At 28.1% G+C, this 23308-nt stretch carries 18 protein-coding genes and 1 other RNA gene; 2 read left to right on the top strand and 17 right to left on the bottom strand.

The window, feature by feature from the left end; genetic code table 11:
- Positions 1-4: 4 nt before the first annotated feature.
- Positions 5-766, bottom strand: coding sequence for an alpha/beta hydrolase (locus tag QP548_RS04575; protein ID WP_061428199.1), 762 nt, complete (start codon positions 764-766; stop codon positions 5-7).
- Between the two features lie 26 nt (positions 767-792).
- Positions 793-2157: an MFS transporter gene (locus QP548_RS04570; RefSeq protein ID WP_003465814.1), complete on the bottom strand. Its 1365-nt coding sequence runs from the start codon at positions 2155-2157 to the stop codon at positions 793-795.
- A gap of 215 nt (positions 2158-2372) precedes the next feature.
- Between QP548_RS04570 and QP548_RS04565 the strand changes: the two genes are divergently transcribed.
- Complete coding sequence (locus tag QP548_RS04565; protein ID WP_061428201.1) at positions 2373-3218, top strand: helix-turn-helix domain-containing protein; 846 nt, start codon at positions 2373-2375, stop codon at positions 3216-3218.
- A 291-nt stretch (positions 3219-3509) separates the two neighbouring features.
- Here QP548_RS04565 and QP548_RS04560 read toward each other — a convergent pair whose 3' ends face one another.
- From QP548_RS04560 to QP548_RS04540, 5 genes are all read right to left on the bottom strand, one after another.
- The gene (locus QP548_RS04560) at positions 3510-4817 is read right to left on the bottom strand and encodes a TRAP transporter large permease (protein WP_003467303.1); all 1308 of its coding nucleotides are present in this window, start codon (positions 4815-4817) and stop codon (positions 3510-3512) included.
- Between the two features lie 18 nt (positions 4818-4835).
- Positions 4836-5354: a TRAP transporter small permease gene (locus QP548_RS04555; RefSeq protein WP_061428203.1), complete on the bottom strand. Its 519-nt coding sequence runs from the start codon at positions 5352-5354 to the stop codon at positions 4836-4838.
- Between the two features lie 22 nt (positions 5355-5376).
- Positions 5377-6384, bottom strand: coding sequence for a TRAP transporter substrate-binding protein (locus QP548_RS04550; RefSeq protein WP_003467359.1), 1008 nt, complete (start codon positions 6382-6384; stop codon positions 5377-5379).
- Between the two features lie 626 nt (positions 6385-7010).
- Positions 7011-7371: a transfer-messenger RNA gene (gene ssrA / locus QP548_RS04545) on the bottom strand.
- Between the two features lie 327 nt (positions 7372-7698).
- The gene (locus QP548_RS04540) at positions 7699-8277 is read right to left on the bottom strand and encodes a xanthine phosphoribosyltransferase (protein ID WP_003465824.1); all 579 of its coding nucleotides are present in this window, start codon (positions 8275-8277) and stop codon (positions 7699-7701) included.
- A 172-nt stretch (positions 8278-8449) separates the two neighbouring features.
- On the opposite strand from QP548_RS04540, the gene QP548_RS04535 reads away from it, so the two are divergent.
- Complete coding sequence (locus QP548_RS04535; RefSeq protein ID WP_061428205.1) at positions 8450-9439, top strand: tetratricopeptide repeat protein; 990 nt, start codon at positions 8450-8452, stop codon at positions 9437-9439.
- A 280-nt stretch (positions 9440-9719) separates the two neighbouring features.
- Here QP548_RS04535 and QP548_RS04530 read toward each other — a convergent pair whose 3' ends face one another.
- The 10 genes from QP548_RS04530 to tpiA form a co-directional block, all read right to left on the bottom strand.
- The gene (locus QP548_RS04530) at positions 9720-10328 is read right to left on the bottom strand and encodes a hypothetical protein (RefSeq protein ID WP_061428207.1); all 609 of its coding nucleotides are present in this window, start codon (positions 10326-10328) and stop codon (positions 9720-9722) included.
- A gap of 276 nt (positions 10329-10604) precedes the next feature.
- Positions 10605-11075, bottom strand: a complete 471-nt coding sequence (smpB, locus tag QP548_RS04525; RefSeq protein WP_003456486.1) for an SsrA-binding protein SmpB — start codon at positions 11073-11075, stop codon at positions 10605-10607.
- A gap of 826 nt (positions 11076-11901) precedes the next feature.
- Positions 11902-14157 (bottom strand): ribonuclease R, encoded by a 2256-nt coding sequence (gene rnr / locus QP548_RS04520; RefSeq protein WP_061428209.1) that lies wholly within the window; start codon positions 14155-14157, stop codon positions 11902-11904.
- A 288-nt stretch (positions 14158-14445) separates the two neighbouring features.
- On the bottom strand, positions 14446-14676 hold the full coding sequence (gene secG / locus QP548_RS04515; RefSeq protein WP_003477916.1) for a preprotein translocase subunit SecG: 231 nt from the start codon (positions 14674-14676) through the stop codon (positions 14446-14448).
- A 189-nt stretch (positions 14677-14865) separates the two neighbouring features.
- Positions 14866-15423: a tryptophan transporter gene (locus QP548_RS04510; RefSeq protein ID WP_061428211.1), complete on the bottom strand. Its 558-nt coding sequence runs from the start codon at positions 15421-15423 to the stop codon at positions 14866-14868.
- A gap of 1402 nt (positions 15424-16825) precedes the next feature.
- Positions 16826-18121, bottom strand: a complete 1296-nt coding sequence (gene eno, locus QP548_RS04505; protein WP_003460354.1) for a phosphopyruvate hydratase — start codon at positions 18119-18121, stop codon at positions 16826-16828.
- Positions 18122-18487: 366 nt separating this feature from the next.
- Entirely contained in the window at positions 18488-18628 is a 141-nt protein-coding gene (locus tag QP548_RS04500) for a hypothetical protein (RefSeq protein ID WP_003450461.1), read from the bottom strand.
- A 206-nt stretch (positions 18629-18834) separates the two neighbouring features.
- Entirely contained in the window at positions 18835-20292 is a 1458-nt protein-coding gene (gene gadC / locus QP548_RS04495; RefSeq protein ID WP_061428213.1) for a glutamate:gamma-aminobutyrate antiporter, read from the bottom strand.
- A gap of 573 nt (positions 20293-20865) precedes the next feature.
- Complete coding sequence (gpmI, locus tag QP548_RS04490) at positions 20866-22404, bottom strand: 2,3-bisphosphoglycerate-independent phosphoglycerate mutase (protein ID WP_061428215.1); 1539 nt, start codon at positions 22402-22404, stop codon at positions 20866-20868.
- A 124-nt stretch (positions 22405-22528) separates the two neighbouring features.
- Positions 22529-23275 carry a triose-phosphate isomerase gene (gene tpiA, locus QP548_RS04485; protein ID WP_061428217.1) on the bottom strand — a complete coding sequence of 249 codons (747 nt, stop codon included), beginning with the start codon at positions 23273-23275 and terminating at the stop codon, positions 22529-22531.
- Between the last annotated feature and the right edge of the window lie 33 nt (positions 23276-23308).

Genomic DNA, 23308 nt, shown 5'->3' with positions numbered 1-23308 from the left:
CAAATTATTTATTATTAATTAATTTGCAAAAATTGATAATTGCATCTTCACAATCACTTTTAGCTTTTATATTTGCAAAATTATGATCACCAGTTTCAATTTCTACATATTTTGCCTTTTTACTATTGTAACAATCTAAATAGGTCTTGCAAATTTGATCATTAACTAACTTGTCTTCAGTACCTCTTATAATTATTACATCATTATCATATCCTTTAGCATTAGAAAAGGGTTCATAATTATATAAATCATAATTAAAATCAATATTAAATTTTAAACCTTCCATATTAGCATACTGAATTGATTTATTTTTCAATTCATCAGCACGTTCTCTACAACCGTACCACATTCCTCCTCCTGGACACATAAGAATTAACCCAGTTGGTTTTAGCTTTGGGGCAACACATGAAGCTACATATCCCCCCATACTATGACCTGATAAAATAATTTTATCAGAAGTGGTTATCTTAGAATCAATTAACCAATTATACATATCAATAGCGTCTTCTATGAGGCCTGTAAAAGTCATCTCTTCAAACTCTCCATCACTTTCACCGCATCCGTAAAAATCAAATCTAGCACAACCAAATCCATTAGCTTCAAGAACTCTTGATAAATGAGTATGTGCATATTTATATCCTGATTTATCTCCTGCAAATCCATGAAGATTTAATACAACAATGGGATCTTCAATATTATCAGGAAGGGTAAGTACCCCCCTTAGCATTTTATTTTTTCTATTGTTTATTTCTATTAATTTAACCATTAGCTACCTCCTAATAATGACCAATTTTAAACTGACTTTGTTTTCTCCCTTTTAATTGATAACTCTTGTAACATTTCTTCTGTCTTTTTCTTAGTTAAAGGATATATGAAAAATAAAGATAAAATTGCTATTACATATCCTAATGAGTAAATACCTGTATAAGACTTCCAAAGATTTGAAATCACTTCAGGAGTTTGCGTTGCAGCATTTACGTTATATCCTATAAAAGCAAGTATAAAACTACTTAAACTTGCACTTAAAGCAGCGGCAATCTTTCTAAAAAATGAATATGTTGAATAAACTATACTTTCATTACGAGTTCCTGTTTTTAACTCTTGATAATCTATTGAATCATTTACCATAGCCCAAATTAATATTTGGAATCCAGAAGCTCCTATATAACATATACCATTTATTGCTATGAACATTATTGGATTTTTTATTGGTAAGAAGAATAAAACTCCATATACTATTGCAGCAAATCCAGCACCGTACATACACCATTCTTTTTTCCCAAATTTATTAGCAACAAATTTAGTTCCAATAAATGTTATTATAGCGTAGACTGTACTTAACATTCCTGATATAGACATAAGTTTTACATTCCCAAAATAATCCTTAAATAAATAAGTATTTAATCCATTAACTACACTAGCTGCTATCATACCAACTAAGCTTGCAATTATAACACCTAACAGAGCTCTATTCTTTGATATATTTTTCAAAACTTGAAAATAATTAATTTTTTCTCTTTCTACATCTGGTATTTCAACACGTTCTTTACACCATACACATGTAACTTGAATACAGAAAACACTTATACAAGCGCAAATAATAGCTAATAATAAAAAGTTTGAAGCAACAGGTTGATTATCTTTATATAAAAATAATGGTCCAACAATAACTATTACAGTCATAAAAATAGTTCCACCTAAACTTCTATATCTTGATAAATCTGTACGATGATTGGTGTCATCTGTCATAACACTAGATAAAGATCCAAAAGGAACGTTTACACAAGTATACATAGATTCATATAAAACATAAGTTATTAAAACATAAGCTAATTTAAACCCATAATCCCAATTTGAAACGTTTAAAAAGCCGATACACATTAATATTGCACATGGTATTGAAAATGCACGCATCCAAGGTATAAATTTTTTACCTGCCTTAGCTTTACGAGCATCTATTATAGCTCCTATTATAGGATCATTAATAGCATCCCAAACTTTTGTTATTAAAAGTATTGTCCCTACATGAATAGGATTAATTTTCAGAACTAATGTGTAAAATACAGTTAAAAACATAGCTCTAAATTGTTCTGTACAGCAGCAACCCAAATCCCCTAATGTGTAACCAATTTTGTCTTTCATTGAAAAATCTCTCATAACTTTCTCTCCCCCTATAATAAATAAAAATTAAGTTATTATTTAAATTAATAACACAATGTTTATTTGTGTTATTATTATCTCATATTGTAGAATAGAATTATATTCAAAAGTTGATATAATAATTTCAAAAATTGATGTATTAATTCCAAAAATTATATATTGATTCAAAAAAATCGATATATTAAACGTTTATTTTATATAAGGAGTATTTTATGTCTAAAAAAAAAGATTATTTTATGTATGAACTTAAATTAAATAAGGAAAAAAGCAAGATTATAAAATCAGATAAATATTATAAAATATTATTTATATTTGCAGGAATATGCCATATTAAAGTTAATAATAAAATAAATAAATGTGGTCCAGATAGTATTATTTTGATACGTCCTAATAATAATATTGAAATAGAGTTAAAAGCCTATACCTCTCTTGTAATATATGAATTAGAAATCACAGAAAAGTTACTAAATACTTTATCAGAAGGAGAAGTTAATTTAGCTGAAAGTTTTAACACCGTACCTTTTGAATGTGCAATAATAGATGCCAATGCAGAAACTACTATGTTAATAAAAAATATATTAAAAAAACTTATTTACATGAAACAAGAACCTTATAAATTTGCTGATAATCTATATATAAAAAGTATGATAACAATAGTCTTAATTCTAACATTAAGATCATGTATAAACGCAGAATCAAAACAAAAAATTAAAAGAAATAAACAATTTTTAATTGATGATATTTTTATATATATAAATAATAATATTACAGAGGAAATTTCTCTTAATAATCTTGAAAAAAGGTTTTATGTTAGTAAATTTCATATATCTAGAGAGTTTAAAAAAGCTACTGGATTAACAGTACACCGTTATATAGTGAAAGCCAAACTAGATTTTTGTAAAAAACTTATAGAAGAAGGAAAACCTATAGCAGATGTTGCACACATTTGTGGATTAGGAAGTTACAATAATTTATTCCGTGCTTTTAAAAAGGAATTTGGGATTACGCCAAAAGAATATTATAATCAAATTAAAAAAACTAATAAAATCAGCCCATAGCTTATTATATTTTCATATATAGTAAAAATCCCACCACAACAACATGCTTTATATTGTTGTGGTGGGGTTTTGCCTGAAGCTAAACATTATCTTTAAAAACCATAATTAATAATTAATTAAATTATATTAATTCTCTCTTTATAAAACATCTTATTAAAATACAATCAAAACTTTCACCATCAATTTTATCTCCATTTTTATGCAAAACAAAAAGGCATGTACCAAAATATATAAAAGAAACTTATTTTGATACACGCCTTTAAATCTCAATTAAATATAATAAAGCTTTAATTATATCATTCCCATAAGTTTAGGTATAAATAAACTTATCTCAGGTATAAATGTTACTAACATAAGTACTACTAATATTCCTCCATAGAATGGTAATAAATACTTTATTACTTCTTCTATACTAGTTTTACCTACCTTACATCCAATAAATAGAGTATTACCAACTGGTGGTGTAATATTTCCTATACACAAATTAAATATAAGCATTATACCAAACTGTACTGAATCCATACCAAAGTTTTTAGCTATAGGTAAAAATATAGGTGTAAATATTAATATAGCTGGTGTTAAATCCATAAATGTCCCTACTATTAATAATACTAAATTCATTATTAATAATATTACAATTGGATTTGAAGATATTCCCAATAACAATTCAGTTATAGCATTTGGTATATTTGTAAATGCCATAACCCAAGACATTATTGATGATACTCCTATTAAGAAAATTATTATTCCTGTCATTTCTACTGTTTCTAATAATATTCTTGGTATATCTTTTAGCTTTATAGATTTATAAAAGAAAAATGATAATATGAATGAATATACAACAGCAACTGCAGCCCCCTCTGTAGCTGTGAATACTCCACCTACTATCCCACCTATTATTATAAATATTAATGCTAAACTTGGAAGTGCATCTATAAATATTTTAATAGCTTCTTTAAAAGTTATTGTATATTTAGATGAATACTTATATTTTTTTGCTAATATAAATGCAACTACCATTACAGATAACCCCCACAATATGCCAGGTATATATCCTGCCATAAATAGAGCTGCTACTGATGTCCCCCCACTTACTAATGAATATATTATAAGTGAATTACTTGGAGGTATTAGTAATCCAGTTGGTGCAGATGCTATGTTAACTGCTGCACTATAATTTTTATCATATCCTTCTGCTTTTTGAAGCGGAGCCATTGTACCACCTATTGCCGCAGCCGCCGCAACTGAAGATCCACTTACTGCTCCGAATAACATATTTCCAACTACATTTGTATGTGCTAATGATCCTGGTAACTTCCCGCTTAAAACCTTAGCAAAATTTACTAACCTTAAAGCTATACCACCACTATTCATTATAGTACCGGCTAGTACAAAAAATGGTATTGCAAGTAATGAAAAACTACTTATACCAGTAAATATTCTTTGTGCTCCAGTTAATACTGCTACATCCCATGATAATGTAGTTAATATTCCAAATATAGATGATATTCCTATAGTTATAGATATTGGTATTCCTAATAAAAGTAATATTGGAAATACAATAGCTATAGCTGTACCTGCTTGAAATGCTAATTCCATACTCTTATCTCCCTCAGATTAATTATTATTTATTACTTTAGTTGAATTTACAGAATTTCTTGTTAAACCACTTTTTAAATCAACTAAATTTAAAATATTATATATTATTGTTATTATTCCTGAAAATGGTAAGGCTAAGTATATATATCCCATTGGTATTCCTAGTGCAGGTGATATTTGCCCCATTGCCAAATTACTTATTTGAATTCCACCTAAAACTAAAACTAATGCTGAAAATATTAATATTACTATTTCTGTTATTACGCTTAATATAAACTTAACTTTAGTACTTTTATTATCTAGTTTTTGTCTAAAAAATACCATAGTCATATGATCTTTTTTTCCAAATACATATGCTGACCCAAGCAAAGCCATCCATACAAATGAATATATTAATAAGTCCTCTGATATTGTACTTGGATTATTTAATAAATAACGAGTAATTATCTGCCAAGTACCTAAAACTACCATAAATGCTAGTAGTGCCATACATATAACTTCTATTGTCTTATTTAATACAGTTCTTAATTTCTTCACCTTAATTCCTCCCTACTAGTATTTATTTACTTTCTTTTTGTGATTTTTGTTGTATATTATCGTATAAAGTTTTTACTTCTGGGTCTTTAGTCATTTCATCATGAAGAGGTAAAACTTTTTCTTTAAATGGTTCTAATTCTGGATAGTAAAATTGAACCCCCATTTCTTCTGATTGTTTTTTAGATTCTTCTACTTTTTCTTCCCATGCATCAACTTCAAATTTATTTATTTTATCAACTGCATCTAATATTATATTTCTATGTTCTTCACTTAAATTATCTAATAACTTAGCGTTCATTATTAATATATCTGGTATCATTGCATGCTGATTATATGAATAATACTTTGCAACTTCTCCATGCTTATTATTAGTTAATGCTAATTCATTATTTTCTGCACCATCTATTACCTTTTGTTGTAACGCTGTATAAACTTCACCAAAACTCATGGGAGTTGCAGACCCACCTAATAATTCCATCATTCTTATATTAGTTTGACTTTGTTGAACTCTTATCTTTTTACCTTTTAAGTCTTCAGGCTTCATTATTGGTTTATCTGTAGTGTACATATTCCTTGACCCTGCATCAAACCAAGTAAGACCAACGAACCCAGATTCTCTAGTTGATTCATATATATCATTCATTATTTCATCATCATTCATTACAGCATGATAATGCTCTTTGCTATCAAATAGATATGGCAAGTTAAATACACTATAGGACTTATTAAAACTTTCTAATAAACTTATACTTCCAACTGCTATATCAATAGCACCTGTTTGTGTAAGTTCTATAGCTTCACGTTGTCCTCCTAGTAATTCATTTGGATAAACTTGTATATCTATTTTATTATTAGTATTTGTTTCAACAATATTTTCAAATTCCTTAAGTGCTAGATGTATTGGATGTCCCTCACCTTGATTATGAGCAACCCTCATTACTCTTACATCATCACTTTTAGTTCTTCCACAGCCAACTAAAGTTAAACTTATTGTAGCAACGACAAAAAGCGCTTTAATCTTTTTATTCATATATAAATCTCCCCCAGGATTATTTTCCAAATTTCAACTTATTATTCTCGGACTCTTTAGATAACGTTTTCAAAATGTGATCTATAAATCCTTGCCTTTTATCTTAATATATTGGTCTAGTTTAAATAATTTTTATATCACTTAAAAACATATCTTTCTTTACTAATTATGATAACTTAAATTTATCCCATATATTGCTTTTATTTTTATGTATAGTCACATTTAAATTATATTTGTTAGATTTATCTTATGTAATTTATACTAACTAAAAATTATTACTATATTAGAATATAGTAATTTCATTATAATGATTATGATATAATTCTTTTACTGTACATGCACCTATAGTAAACCTTTTCTCACCTCCTTTTATACTAGTATACTAGCATATTTCTATTATCAAGACAATAATTTTCCTATTAAAAAATAAAAATTATCTGTTAATCAACTGTAAACTAAAATTAAATATCTAAAGAAATTAATAATTTAAGTCTACTTTATTAATATTAATTACGTGACATACCGAAATAATCTTTACCACAGATAAGAAATTTTTCATTAAGCAATTAATTATGTACAAATAAAAAAACCACAAAAATCAAAACATATGATTTTCGTGGTTTTTATGGTGGAGGCGACGGGTGTCGAACCCGTGTCCGAAAGCAGACCAGTAAGACTTTCTACGAGTGTAGTCTTGTGTTTTAAAATTCCCTCAGAGAACGTCCACAGACAAACTTTCTCTTTGGTAAGCTTCATAAATTCCGTTCCTAGCTCAAAGCTTTGCTAGGCTCGGTTCCCCACTTTTAAATGACACCCTTACTCTCAACCGTGGGCAATTGAGGAAGGATGAGCAGCGCTAAATTAAGCTGCTAATGCAAAATTATCTTCTGCGTTTATCTTTAATGCATACTTTATTATCGAGGCACCATGCTTCCCTCGACTCGCTTATCAAACCCATCTTACCCCCGTCGAAGCCAAAACGCCCCCATGTATGAGATAATAATATGGTCTAAACGCTAAAAATTCCATATTTAATTTTTAAATTCAAAAGTTTTTAATCAAACTTATGTTCTCATTATATATCAATTAATTAATTTAGTCAAGGGACATATATTTTTGTTTGTAAGAGATAATTTCCTTGACTAATTAATTAACTTTTAACATTCTAAAACAGACAATTTATATAATACCTAATTCTACTTAAAATATCAATGGTTAATTTTACCTAAATTAAAATTTCTTATCTTTTGCTCTCTTTAAGCTTAAAATGTTACTTTTTAGCCTTATTTAGCTCATAAAAATAATCTAAAAAAATTATTTAAAGTAAACTTCTCCATCTTCTATCTTATCTATAGTAACTAGAGATTCAACTCTTATTCCTTTGTCTTCTAAGTGAGCTCTTCCGCTTTGGAATCCTTTTTCTATAACTATTCCTACTCCAACAACTTCTGCTCCAGCTTGTTTAACAACATCTATTAATCCAAAAACTGCGCATGCATTTGCTAAGAAATCATCAACTATAAGGATTTTTTCTCCTGGTTTTATGAATTTCTTATCAACAACAACATTGTATATTGTTTTCTTAGTAAATGAATAAACCTCTGAGTTAAATACCTCTTCTCTCTTGTTTCTTGGTAATCTTTCTATTTTCTTACCAAAAACAACTGGTACATTATCAAAGTATTGAGCAGTTATTATTCCTAATCCTATTCCTGTTGATTCTATTGTAAGGATTTTGTCTATTTGATCATTTTTAAATCTATCTTTAAATTCTTTTCCTACTTCGTTAAAAAATTCTACATCCATTTGGTGATTTAAAAAAGAATCAACCATTAAAATATTATCTTCTGTAACTCTACCTTCTTTTTTTATCTTATCTTTTAATAGTTCCATTTGGTTACATCCTTTCTTACTATTAATTTATAGTATTAACTTCCTATATTATATCATAATAGGAAAACCTATTGCTATCTAATTTTATTATATAGTATTCTTATTATTCATGTAATCCTTTTTAGTAATTCTTTATATAATAATAGTAGAAGAATATTTAGGAGAGATAAATATGACTTCATTTCAATCATTAATAATAATACTTATATGTATTTTATCCATAATTATAATTTTATATTTAATTGAATCAGATAATTTTCTGCCAGAAAAACAAATAAGGAAATATGTCTCTCTAGGGAAATTTAAACATGCTCTTTATCTTTTAGACAAGTATTCAGAAAAATTAGATCCCCTATTTTTTTATAACAATAAAATTCTAGTACTATCAAAGCAAAAAGATTTTGATGCAGCCTATGAACTTTCCATAGAGGCAATAAAAAAACTTAAAGAACCTAACTATGAACTTTACAATAATATTGCATTTGTATATTACAATCTAAAACTTTACCATAGAGCCATAGATTTTTCAGAAAGAGCCTTAAAATTAAACCCTATAGATACCTTTGCTTTAAGCAATAAAGGCTTCTCTTATATTGAAATAAGGGAATACTTTAAAGCTGAGGAATGTTTTGATAAAGCACTTGAGTTTAATCCTTATTTTAAAAATGCCTTATCAGGGAAGGCATACTGCACCTTTGAAAATGGTGATTATCTTCTTGCCACTAAATATCTTGAAGATTTTGTTTCAATTGAAAAAAACAATGCTTCTGCCTATAAAAAGCTAGGAGAATGTTACTTTCTTTTAAATGACTTGAAAAACAGTTCTAAAATGTACGAAAAGTCCTTAGAAATCAACCCTGAAAATGATGCTTGTTATTGTGAATATTCAAATGTGTTGCTTTGCTTAGGCCATTATGATAAAGCCCTAAACAATTTAAACAAGGCTCTTGCCATATCACCCTATAACTTTATGGCCTTTTATTATAAAGCACGAGCTTATTCATTAAAAAAAGATTTTGATAATGCCTTTTATTATTTAGAAAGAGCATTCAACCATTGTGATTCCTTAAAAGAAATAGCACTTAAAGATGAAATGCTTACAAACTTAAAGTTTTTCTCAAAGTTTAGTGAATTATTAGAGATTCATAATATACAAAGCTAACTCTTAAAGTGAAAAGCTAAAAATTATTCTAATTAATTTTTTCACAGCTTTAGAATAAATACAAAAAACTTATTTAAGTCTAAAAATTACACCTATTAATTTAAAAACTTTAAGAATTAATCTAAATTTATACTGATTAATTTTTTAACTATTAATTTTTAATTATACTTCCTTTTAAATTTCTTATAGCAAAATCTTATATAAGAAATTTAAAATATGAGCCTTAATAATACTTAGTTTTTATACTATCTTTATTAAGGCTCTAAATTCTATTTATAAACTACTCACTAAAATCCTCTACACTTATACTTAAGAAAATACAATCCTTATTTTTATTAATAACTTCTTTTATTTCCTCTGAATCCATGTCCATCCCTATAACATTACTACTAATTCCATTTTCTGAAGTTGCATAATAAAGACAAGTCCTCTTTCCTTTTTCAAGTTCTAAATCATAATCCCCTGAAAAATTAGCACTAGAATAGTCCTTTATATTTTCCTCAGTCTTGTAATTATGACGACTATAAACTCCATCTCCACCTAAAAGACAATTTATCCTATTATCATCTTTAAAGTTTATTCCTAAGGTTATATTCTCTTTCCCCTTTTCATATGTTTCACTTATAGCTGTCAAAACAGGCTCATTTTTCACTTCCTTTCCATTTCTATAAACCTCATAATTTAAATCAATCCTATAACCCTTACTTTTAGAAATGTTTTTCACCTTATAGAAAAAAACTCTATTATCAGTCAAATTTAATATCTGCTCCTCTTTTTCTGAAAGCGGCTCAAAACTTACCTTCGCAACATCATTTTTAGAAAGCTCTCCACACCCCATAAATAAGAATGCTGGAACCATAGCTAAAATTACCCCTTTTAAAATTCTCATTAAAACACCTCTATATTAATTTTTATATTATATGCAACTTACTAATTTTAAATTTATACTTTCTAAAATATTTATCTTTAAAGGAAAATCTAATAGAAAATATAAAGTTTCATTAAAATAGTAAGTATTTAAAATTTATAAACTACTTCCCTTTATATAAATTAATCTAAATACATAGTAACCTAATTTAAATATAAAAAAGTACTTAAAAGATAAAAGTTTTTAAATTTTACAATATAATAACTTTATTCTTCTAAGTACCTTCTAAAAAAGAACCTAGTATCTATTTCTTTCCTTAAGTTGTCTATCCATCTCTCTCTTATGAGCCTTTTCAAGCATTGTATCTCTCTTGTCGTAGTTTTTCTTACCTCTACAAACCCCTAAGTTAACCTTAACTCTTCCATTCTTTAAATATAAAGAAAGTGGTATTAAAGCAACCCCTTGTTGTTGAACTATTCCTATTAATCTTTGAATTTCACTTTTATGAAGAAGTAATTTTCTTTTTCTTAAAGGATCAACATTAAATATGTTTCCTTGCTCATAAGGACTTATATGCATATTATTTATAAATATCTCTCCATTATTTATATCTGCATAACAATCCTTTAAGTTAACTCTTCCGTTTCTAATAGACTTAACCTCTGTTCCAACTAAAGCTATACCTGCTTCCATAGCCTCATCAACAAAGTAATCATGTCTAGCTTTCCTATTCTCTGCTAATGTCTTATTGTCTTTTCTCTTTGCCATACTTCTCACCTACTATGGTTATATTAAAAGCAATTTTACTTACCCAAAGCAAAACGCCTCTTATTTCTTTTCTTTGCTTATTATTTTAACATATTTACTATTTAAATGTAAATTCACAAAACTATACTTATTAACCTTAAGCTAATAAGCCCCTATATCCTCCCCATAAAACCATAAAATCTTCAAATCACGTTATCATATCCCTCTATACTTTTCCATATAAAAAGTTTAAAATCACCTTACGCTTTAACTAAATAACTATTAAACATACTAATTTTCTATGTGAATTATTCTAATATTTAATAAGCTAATAAATAGTCTAATTTTAGATTTTATCCTATTATACAAGTTTATCTCCTAAAAGCCTTTAAACATATGAAGAGATTAATAAACCTTATAAATATAATATAGAAAATATCTATATAAGTTTTAGACCTTAAGAAATTATATAGATATTAATAAAACTTACAAACAATATGAAGAGAATATCTAGATAAGCTTTACAATTTAAATAGTAATTTTAAACAGCTCCTATATAAAATAAAACTAAATTACTTTTTATATAGCTACTCCTATTATATTAAATACTAAGTTCATTAATTTAATAAAAAGATATTAATAAAACTTATAGATAGAATGTAGAGAATATCTACATGAATTTTAGAATTTAAGTAGTCACGTAAAGTAAGTTACGTTAATAAACCTGAATGTCCGAAGCGCAGCAAGTTTTCAGGTTTTAGTAACTTACTTGGAGTGACTACTATAAATTCTTAATGAAATGTAGTAATTCTCGAAATCTATCTATAAGTTTTTTATCTTCCTATTATTAAAGCTCTTCCTCAGCAGATGCTTCTCTTGGTTCTATTATTTCAACTTTCCTCTCTGCTTCAAGCTCTTTTTTTACTTCATCAAGTAATTCTTCTCTCTCTTCAGTTTCAGCTTCTTTTTCCTCAATAGTATACTTATCTTCAACTATTTCAAAATAAACTTCTCTAGTATCCATTTCTACTCTTGAGCAAAGAACCTTAACCTTTTCTCCAAGTTTATAAACCTTCTTAGTTCTTTCACCTATTAATTGAAGATTTTCTTCATCATAGATGTAATAATCATCTCTAAAGCTTGTTACATGAACAAGACCTTCTATGGTATTTGGAAGTTCAACAAATGCTCCAAATCCAGTAACTGAAGAAATAATACCATCAAATATTTCTCCAATTCTGTCTTTCATATATTCAGCCTTCTTAAGGTCATTTGTTTCTCTTTCAGCTTCTTGAGCTATTCTTTCCATTTCTGAAGATTGTTTAGATGCAGAGTCAACAATACTTAAAAGTCTCTTAGCTCTCTTAGGATCAATCTTCTTATTTATATATTCTTTTATTATTCTATGAATTTGTAAGTCTGGATATCTTCTAATTGGTGAAGTAAAGTGACAGTAGTATTCAGCTGCTAATCCAAAGTGACCTGCACAGTCTGGAGAATATCTAGCTTGCATCATACTTCTTAAAAGTAATGTATTTATTACCATCTCTTCATTTTTACCTTTAACTTCTTCAACAACCTTTTGTAAATCTCTAGGTTCAATAAGTTCTCCAAAGTTAAATGAATATCCTAAACTGTATGCAAAGTTTTTAAATCTTTGAAGTTTTTCATTATCTGGCTCCTCATGTATTCTATATACAAAAGGTATTTCAGCCTTATTCATATATTCTGCTATAGTTTCATTACATACTAGCATAAACTCTTCTATGATTCTGTTTGCTATAGCTCTTTCATATGGTTTTATATCTATTGGCTTTCCTTTTTCATCTAAGATTATTTTGCTCTCTGCAAATTCAAAGTCAATAGCTCCTCTTCCCATTCTTCTCTTATTTAAGATTTTGCATAACTCTTCCATTGCCTTAAAGTCATCTACTAAATCTTTATATCTTTCAATTAACTCTTGGTCATTATCTCTTAAAATCTTAGTTACATCAGTGTATGTCATTCTCTCATTAGTTTTAATTACACTTTCATGTATTGAATGGTTAACCACATTTCCTTTATGATCTATTTCCATAAAGCAAGTTAAGGCAAGTCTGTTCAACTGTGGATTTAATGAACATATTCCATTTGATAATTTTTTAGGAAGCATAGGAATAACTCTATCAACTAAATAAACAGAAGTAGCTCTTTTAAAGGCCTCTTTATCTAAAGGATTATTTTCTTTTACATAGTGAGTTACGTCTGCAATGTGAACTCCTAATTTATAGTTTCCATTTGGAAGTCTTTCTATAGATACAGCGTCATCTAAATCCTTAGCATCTTCACCATCTATAGTAACCATTTTTACATCTCTTAAGTCTGTTCTTCTCTTAATTTCTGACTCTGGGATTTCCTCTGAAATTTCTTCTGCAAAGGCTAAAACTTGTGGAGGGAATTCTTCTGGAAGAGCATATTTCTTGATTACAGTTATAATATCTAAACCTAAATCTCCTCTGTTTCCTAGTATTTCTAATACTACTCCTTCTGGATTCTTTCTTCTACCATCTGGCCACTTAGTTATTTCAACAACAACTACATTGCCTTTTTTAGCTCCATTTCTATCCTTCTTAGATATGAATATATCATTTTGAATTCTTTGATCCTGTGGAAGTACAAATCCAAAACTCTTATTATCTTCATATATTCCTATTACCTTTGTGTTAACTCTCTCAGTTATTCTTACTATTTCACCTTCACGTCTTTTACCTTCTTGGCTTTCCTTTACAACCTTACCTAATACCCTATCTCCGTTCATAGCGCCATTTAAAGCATTCTTAGGTATAAATACATCTGTTACACCTTCTTCATCTGGTATTAAGAAACCAAAGCCTTTTTGATGTATTTGGATTTTTCCAGGTATTAAACCTACTTTATCTATTAAGCCAAATCTATCTTCCTCATCTCTAGCTATTAAGCCCTCTGCCTCTAATGCCTTAAAAACTTTTTTAAATTGTTTATATTCAGCTTTATTTATGTTAAATATCTTTGATAATTCTAACATTGTCATTGGTCTGTATGCTTCTTCTTTCATAAGACCTAAAATTATATCTTTTATTTTCATGCTTTTTCCTCCGTTCTATATATAGATTTAAATGCAACTTTTATATTTTAGCTCAAAGCCTGTTTCTCTTAAATTCTAATGGATTAACTCACCTAATTATCTAAGATACTGCCAGGAAACATTGATTTATCATCCTACTAATATGATATGTTTAAATCCTCTCTTTGATTAAGGAAATTCAATCCAATATTAATCTAAAACCATTCTTGTAAAATGTTAAATATGAATTTTTAATCAATCCAATATAATTTAAAAGCCACCCTAATTATATGGGTGGCCAAAAAATAACTATTTAACTAAATTTATAGCTAATGTATTTATAGCGAATAATACAGATGCAAAAATAGTAACTTTTATAAGTCTAGCTTCTCTTGTTCTACCTTTATTTCTTGAAAAGAAGCTATCTTGACTTCCTTGGATTAATCCACTTAAGGCATCTGCTTTACTTGGTTGCATCATTATTGAAACCAAAATTACTATAGCTAAAATAGTTTGGACCACTACTAAAATTGTGTTCATAAGAAAACCTCCTAAGCTTTGTATAGTTGCATAATTCCATGAAATTATCATATCACACCAATGAAAAATTTACAATATTTATATCCTTGTCCATCACACTTTTATAAAACAACGCATATTATATAGTTTACCTATTTTTCTTTTATATACTTTTTCCTCTTTCTATGATTATATAACTGATCTAATTTTCTATCCTCTTATACTATAAGAGGCTCTTCTTAGAGACTTTTCTACAATTCTATATAATACTAGTCCTATAACAGTATTTAAAGCAACTGAAGGCACTACAACAGTTAAAAACAGTATAGAAAAGCTTGCTGGAAGTCCCACAATTATTTTAGCAGTTCCTAAAAATAAAATCCCACTTACTAAAGTTCCTAAAGGTAAAACAATTGCCATTAATATATTATTTCTCTTTTCTATTGTTAATCTTCTTAGTATATTAGATTTTTTTATTAAAGCTATAAATAAAAATACTATAAAAGCAGTAAAGATCTTATCTGCTACGTTAGGTAATTGTCCACCTGGAAACTTAGTTGTCATAGCTGTAAATATTCCCATCAAAGTTCCTGAAACCATAGTTATCTTAAAGTTATCATTTAATATAATTATTATAAATAACATAGTAAGAGCAAAGTCAGGTTGCATTGGCAATCCTAATACTGGTGTTATTTGATGTAATATCACTCCTATGGCTAATAATAAAGCATTTATTGTTATAAGTTTTGTATTATTTCTTATATTCATTTTAAAATCCTCCTAATAATCCCTCTTCTCCTCAAGGGAGTTTTTAACTTTAAATTTTCTATATTATTTTCATATTGATTTTTTAAACTTCATTTCATATTTACCCCCCCTATCAAATTTAAACTCAATTATCATCCTTAATAAGATCATAAATCCCTAATTAAATCCCCTAACTAAGACTAAAACATAATATTTATTAGATTATAGTAATAAAATAATAAATAGATTTATTACTTTTTAAAGCTTTCTATTTATATGAAACTATGTTTACTTATCTAAAGAACATTTAAAAATCAAAACTATTTTTAAACTTACCTGTATATTCTTAGTTCTATAAGATTTTACTCTTTAGCTAAATATAAGTTTTTAATTTTAAATAAATATAAATTTTTCCCCTTTAGCTAAATGTAAGCTTTTTCTTTTTAGCTAAAAATATAAACTTTACCATTCAGCTAAATATAGGGTGTTACTCCTTAGCCAAATAATTTCTAGTTTTATTTATAACAAATAAAAAAACTCCGCCCTAAAAATAGGACGAAGTTGAATCCGCGATACCACCTAATTTATATTAGTATTGTATTTTAATTATAACTAAATAGACCTAGCTAGGGTTTTAAACTTAAAATACTTACTAATATCTCTCATTTTCAAGTACTAACATACTCTATCTGCTATAAGGTGCAGCACACCATTCCACTACTTTCTCTTAAAGAGATTTCATTTTATTCCTCCAAGGTCCATTCACTAAACTCTTTCTTGCCAAATTTCCACCACCATTGACTCTCTTTATTGAAACTAAGCTTAACTACTTACTCCTCTTCAAAGGATTATTTAATATTTTCTTTTTTCCTATATTACTTTATTAATGTATTATTTTCAATAGTTAAAATTATTTTATCGTTTTTTATTATTATATAATATACAATTACTAAATGTTACTTCTCTTTTGTTATAGCCTCTATTTAAAATAAAAAATTTAATTTTCTTTTTATTTTTACTTTTTTACTCTTTTATTCATTATCATTTACGAGTATATTATTTAAGAATAATTAATATATAAGTTGCTATTTATAATTAATATAGCTTTCTCAATAAATATTAAACTTTTAAAGTCATGACACCCTTAAAAATACTTATGTCCCACTAAAGTTATAAGACTTAAAATAAACTAATTGTTTTTTTCTTATACTCCATATTATTTAGCTTTATTTATTCAAATAAAAATTTCTATTTTCTCAATATAAAAAAATACTATAAAACTAAATTTTAATATAGAAGTAATTTCTAATGTAGGACTAATTTCTAATATAAAACTAACTTATAAATATTCCAAAATAAAAAACCCCTAAGAAAACTTAGAGGTTTTTATCTATTAAGCTTTTATTTTTACTCTTTAATATAATTATTTTGAAAGGTTGAAGAATGCATTTCTTCCTCTGTATTCAGCTACTTCACCTAATTCTTCATTTATTCTGATTAATTGGTTGTATTTAGCTACTCTTTCACTTCTAGCTGGAGCACCAGTTTTTATTTGACCTGCATTAACTGCAACAACTAAGTCTGCTATAGTTGTATCTTCAGTTTCTCCTGATCTATGAGAAACAACAGCTGTATATCCTGCTCTATTAGCCATTTCTATAGCATTTAATGTTTCTGTTAATGTTCCTATTTGGTTAAGTTTTATTAGAATTGAGTTAGCAATTCCTTTTTCTATACCAGTTTTTAATCTTTCTGTATTTGTAACGAATAGGTCATCACCAACTAATTGAACTTTTTTACCAAGTCTTTCAGTCATTAGCTTCCAACCTTCCCAGTCTTCTTCGGCCATACCATCTTCTATTGAGATTATTGGATATTTGTTAACCCAATCTTCAAAGAAGTCAACCATTTCAGCAGCTGTTAAAGTTTTTCCTTCATGCTCTAAAACATATTTTCCATCTTTGTAGTACTCAGATGAAGCTGCATCTATTGCTATGAAGAATTCTTTTCCTGGCTCATAACCTGCTTTTTCAATAGCTTCTAATATAACTTCTATTGCTTCTGCATTTGATTTTAAGTTTGGAGCAAATCCACCTTCATCACCAACACCAGTTGAGTATCCTTTTGAATTTAAAGTTTTCTTTAATGCATGGTAAACTTCTGCACAAGCTCTTACAGCTCTTTCAAAGCAATCAAATCCTACTGGCATAATCATAAACTCTTGGATATCTACTGAGTTATCAGCATGGCTTCCTCCGTTTATTATGTTCATCATTGGAACTGGTAAAACTTTAGCATTTACTCCTCCAATGTATTGGTATAAAGGCATTCCTAAATAGTTAGCTGCTGCTTGAGCTACTGCTAAAGAGACTCCTAAGATTGCGTTAGCTCCTAATTTACCTTTATTTTTAGTTCCATCTAACTCTATAAGAGTTTTATCTATGTAGGCTTGATCTAATACATTCAATCCTATTATTTCTTCTGCAATTGTATCATTAACATTTGCTACTGCCTTTTCAACACCTTTTCCTAGGTATTTATCTTTATCTCCGTCTCTTAATTCAACAGCTTCATATATACCTGTTGAAGCTCCTGAAGGTACTGCAGCTCTTCCAACTGTTCCATCTTCTAAATAAACTTCAACCTCTACTGTTGGGAAGCATCTTGAATCTAAAATTTGTCTTGCTACCACGTCAATTATTTCAATATATTGTTTCATCTTTAAATTCCTCCTTAAGAAAATTCAAGTTAATACTCAATTATTTTTATTCTTTACTTTTCTAATAAATTTTATGCCTTAATTTTAATCTATTTTTCATATTAAAAATATGATTTAAATCACATTTATTGAAAATGATTATCATTTTTCGTCTTTTTAGAAAAATAATCCTTAAATACCTTTAAAATTTATAATTTATTAAGTAAATCTCTATTATACTTAATAGACTAGTCTTTTATTATGAATTAACCCTAATATTAATCTTTTAAAAAAACTTATAAAATCTTATTTTTTTAAATTCAAAGATTCTTTAATCTAAATTCCTAAAAAGAAAAATGAGCTATTTAAAAGCTCATTTTCATAATTTTAAAGTCCTTTTGTATTTGCTATTCCTGGTTCTTTAGCTGTATTACTTCTCTCATTAAATCCAGTTTTTGAATTTGAAGATTCAGCATTGTGCTGTTTCATACTTTGTTGTATTCCATTTAAAGTTTTTTTCTTGCTCATTTTCTACTCTCCTTGTCCTTTGTAATTAAGTAATTTAAATTCTATTTTTATTATTTGCACTTATAAATGAATTTATAAATTTATTTTTAAATTTTAATTTAATATTATAAATTATTATAAAATAATTACCATATAAATTTAAGGTATAAAAAAAGGCTCTCCTAAACAAGATGAGTTATCAACTTTTTAGGACAGCCTTCTTTAAATTAGTGTTTATGACCTGCTACTGCATGATGGATATTTCCTTCATGAGAATGCATGTATTTTTGACATAAATCATAAATAGCAAATGGTAATATTAATGATATTACATAACTTATAATAAGCATCCACATGTATTCATGTGATTGAACTGCATTTCCTGCAATTGATGTAGGTGGAACAAAGGATATAAAGAATGCAAATATAGAAGTTGCAAGTCCAACTATTGCTACTATAAGCTTAACTGGTTTTCCACCTGGCATTTGATAAGCTCCATTTAATCCTTCTCCTAATATAGCTTTTATATATCCTACGAAAAATAGAATATATCCACTTAAATAAATTACAACTGTTAAAGACATTGCTGCTAAGAATGAAAGGTTACTTCCACCTGCTCCAAAGGTTAAAACAGCATCCCATATACTAACTATTATACCTTGTGCTATAACTAAGTAAACTGGTACGTCATGTTCATTTGTTTTAGCCCATGATTTTGGAATAGCGCCTTCTTCAGCTGCTATAATCATTCCTCTTGTTGGTCCTACAACCCATGAACTTACTTCTGCAATTACACCAAAGGCAAGTAATAAAGCTATTATCTTAACTAAAATTGTATTGTTAGCTGTAAAGTGACCTAATAAAACAGCAAAGGTTTGAACTACCCCAGCACTTAAATTTATTTGATCTTGAGGAATAACTGCTGCTATTGCAAGACCTCCTAAAGTACTAACAACAATTGCTACTATAACTAATAAAAGCATTGCTAATGGATATTCTTTCTTTGGATTGTCCATTTCATTTGCATGAGTAGCTGATGCTTCTACACCCATGTAAGATAATATAAAGGATACAAATACAACTAAGGTATTTACCTTTGTAAAGTCTGGAACAAAAGTATCTTTACTTGATATATATATAGGGTTTCCTTGAACTATATATACAAGAGCTAAAATTATTAAAATAGCTGCTGGTAAAAGTATTCCTACTATAAAACCTATTTTAGCTATTTTAGCAGTATATTTTGTTCCTCCAAATTGAGATAATGCTAAAATCCAAAAGATTACTAAAACACCTATAAATTTTATCATTGGGTTACTATTTAGTGCTGGCCAGTCAAATACATATGATAAAGCCCCAAGGATGAAATAAATCATGGTTACAAATCCAACTGTTATTTCAAAGAATTCAAAAAATAAGTTTGCAAAACCATATTTTTTACCTAAGTTCTTTCCAGTCCAAGTGAAAACTCCACCTTTTTCCCAGCCATCTACAGTTGCCATCTCAGCGGCACATAAAGCAACTGGAATAAACCATAAAAAACCTCCTAAAAGTAGATAAAATACTAAGTGCAATTTAGATGTTGCAAAAGTAGGATATTCATATACAGCCATAACCATAGAGGCTGTCATTGCGAAGAATCCAAACAATGTTAATGATTTTTTTGTTGTTCCTTCTTGTTTCATTTAAATTCAACTCCTTTTAAGTTATTTGATTAGCTCAAATAAATTAAAAAGTTAGTTGCTTCAAAGAGAAGTAAGAAACTTTTAAATTTTTGAGTTATAAACATAATTAACAATTTGTTAACGTTTTGTTTATATATATTATAACTCTTTACTTGCTATTTGTTAAATGTTTTTTGAAAATATTTCAAACTTATATTATTTCATTTTAATCTTTAAAAATCAGGTAAATTAAATCATTAAAATTACTATTAATATAAAATAAAGATATTATTTTTAACATATTGACTTTTCTTCTATTAAAATTACTTTATACTCAAAAATTAATAATTAATATTTAATGATTAATAAACTAAATAGTAATCTAAAAAAATGAAGAAATTAAGTTTAAATCATACCAACTTAAATTTTAATAAAATAAATATTAATTAAACCTTTCACTATAGAACTCTTACTTAATAAAAAAATAAAACACTACATAAGTTATAAAATCACAAATTCATAACTTATTTTATTATAAAAAAATAGTATCCTTCATTAAGAAGAATACTATTTTAAATATATAACTAACTTATATTATTTGTTTAAAAGACATGTTCCAGTCATTTCTGATGGAACCTCTAATCCCATAACAGTTAACATAGTTGGAGCTATATCAGCTAATTTTCCACCATCTTTTAATGATTTTCCTTCAGCATCTTTTGATATCCATAAGAATGGAACTGGATCTGAAGTATGAGCAGTCATTGGTTTACCAGTTGAGTAATCTATCATTACTTCTGCATTACCATGGTCAGCAGTTATAAATAAAGTACCTTCTTTTTCTAATACTTTATCAGCTACTTTGCCTAAACACTCATCAACTGTTTCTATAGCTTTAACAGCAGCTTCTTGTACTCCAGTGTGTCCAACCATATCTGGGTTAGCGAAGTTTAATATTATCATATCATATTTGTCTTGATCTAATCTCTTTATTAATTCATCAGTTACTTCATAAGCACTCATTTCTGGTTTAAGATCGTATGTAGCAACCTTTGGTGAAGCTATTAATGCCCTATCTTCATTAGTGTTTGGTTGCTCTACTCCACCATTAAAGAAGAATGTTACGTGAGCATATTTTTCAGTTTCAGCTATTCTTAATTGGTTTAATCCTTTAGCTGCAACATATTCTCCTAAAGTATTTGTGTAACTTTCTGGTCTGTAAGCAACATCTACACACTCTAAAGTTTTGTCATATTGAGTCATACAAACAAAATTAACATGTAATTGCTTTCTTTCAAACCCTTTGAATTCTGGATCAACTATAGCTCTAGTTATTTCTCTAGCTCTATCTGGTCTAAAGTTGAAGAATATTACTGAATCTCCATCTTTAATTCTAGCAACTGGGTGTCCATCTTCTTCTATTACTGTAGGTAAAACGAACTCATCAGTTTTATTATCATGGTAAGACTTTTCTATAGCTTCAACAGCTGAAGAAGCTTTTTCACCTTCTCCTAAAGCCATAGCGTTATAAGCTAATTGTACTCTTTCCCATCTGTTATCTCTATCCATTGCATAATATCTACCACTTATAGTAGCTATTTCACCAACACCAATTTCCTTCATAGCATTTTCTAATTCAACTATGAATTCTTTACCTGATGATGGAGCAACGTCTCTACCATCCATGAAAGCATGAACGTAAACTTTTTGAAGTCCTTTTTTCTTAGCTAACTCTAAAAGACCTTTTAAGTGATCTATGTGAGAGTGAACCCCTCCGTTTGATAATAATCCCATTAAGTGTAATGAAGTATTATTTTCCTTAGCCTCATCCATAGCCTTAACTAAAGCTTTGTTTGTGAAGAAAGTTCCTTCTTTTATTTCTTTAGTTATTCTAGTTAACTCTTGGTATATTATTCTACCAGCACCTATATTTAAATGACCAACTTCTGAGTTACCCATTTGTCCTTCTGGAAGACCAACTTCTAATCCTGAAGCTTGTAATTCAGTGTGTGGATATTTTGCAAATAATCTATCATAATTTGGTTTATTAGCAGCAGCAACTGCATTACCTTCTTTGTTTGGAGAAATTCCAAATCCGTCTAATATCATTAACATTACAGGTTTTTTACTCATAATAACCCTCCAAAAACTAAATTTCTATTTATACATTTATTATAATGTGTACCTAATTAAAAAACAATAGCAATAGACAATTGGTATTACTTGCCTATTGCTACTATTTAATTACTAATATTTATTAGTAGTTTGCGATTTGAGCAAAGTCAGCTGCAACTAAGCTAGCTCCACCAACTAAGGCACCATCGATGTCTGATTTAGCCATTTGCTCTGCTATTGTGTTAGGCTTAACTGATCCACCATATTGGATTCTTACTTTATCAGCAACTTCTTGTCCGAACATTTCAGCAACCATAGCTCTTATAGCAGCTATTGTTTCATTAGCTTGGTCTGAAGTAGCAGTTTTTCCAGTTCCAATAGCCCAGATTGGTTCGTAAGCTATAACAACTTTCTCAGCTTGCTCTTTAGTTAATCCTTCTAAATCAGCAGTGATTTGAGCTTTTATAACGTCGTTAGTAGTTCCGTTTTCTCTTTGCTCTAAAGTTTCTCCACAGCAAAGGATTGGAGTTAAGTTATGTGCGAAAGCAGCTTTAACTTTTTTGTTGCAAGTTTCATCTGTTTCGTTGAAGTATTCTCTTCTTTCACTATGTCCGATTATAACGTAATCTATATTCATAGCTTCTAACATTCTTGGAGCGATTTCTCCAGTGAATGCTCCTTTTTCTTCAAAGTGCATGTTTTGAGCACCTACTTTTATGTTTGTTCCTTCAACAGCTTTTTTAACTGCATCTAAGCAAACGAAAGTTGGGCAAACAACAACTTCACATTTAGCATCTTTAACTAATGGCTTTAATTCTTCAACTAATTTAACAGCCTCATCTATTGTATAGTGCATTTTCCAGTTTCCTGCGATTATTGGAGTTCTCATCTATATTCACCTCTATTAATATTTTAAATATTA

Source organism: Clostridium sp. UMB9555A, assembly GCF_030222355.1.
In the GTDB taxonomy this organism is placed as follows: domain Bacteria; phylum Bacillota; class Clostridia; order Clostridiales; family Clostridiaceae; genus Sarcina; species Sarcina perfringens.
Note: the sequence above shows the minus strand (reverse complement) of the source record. Positions and strands in the feature narration are given on the sequence as shown.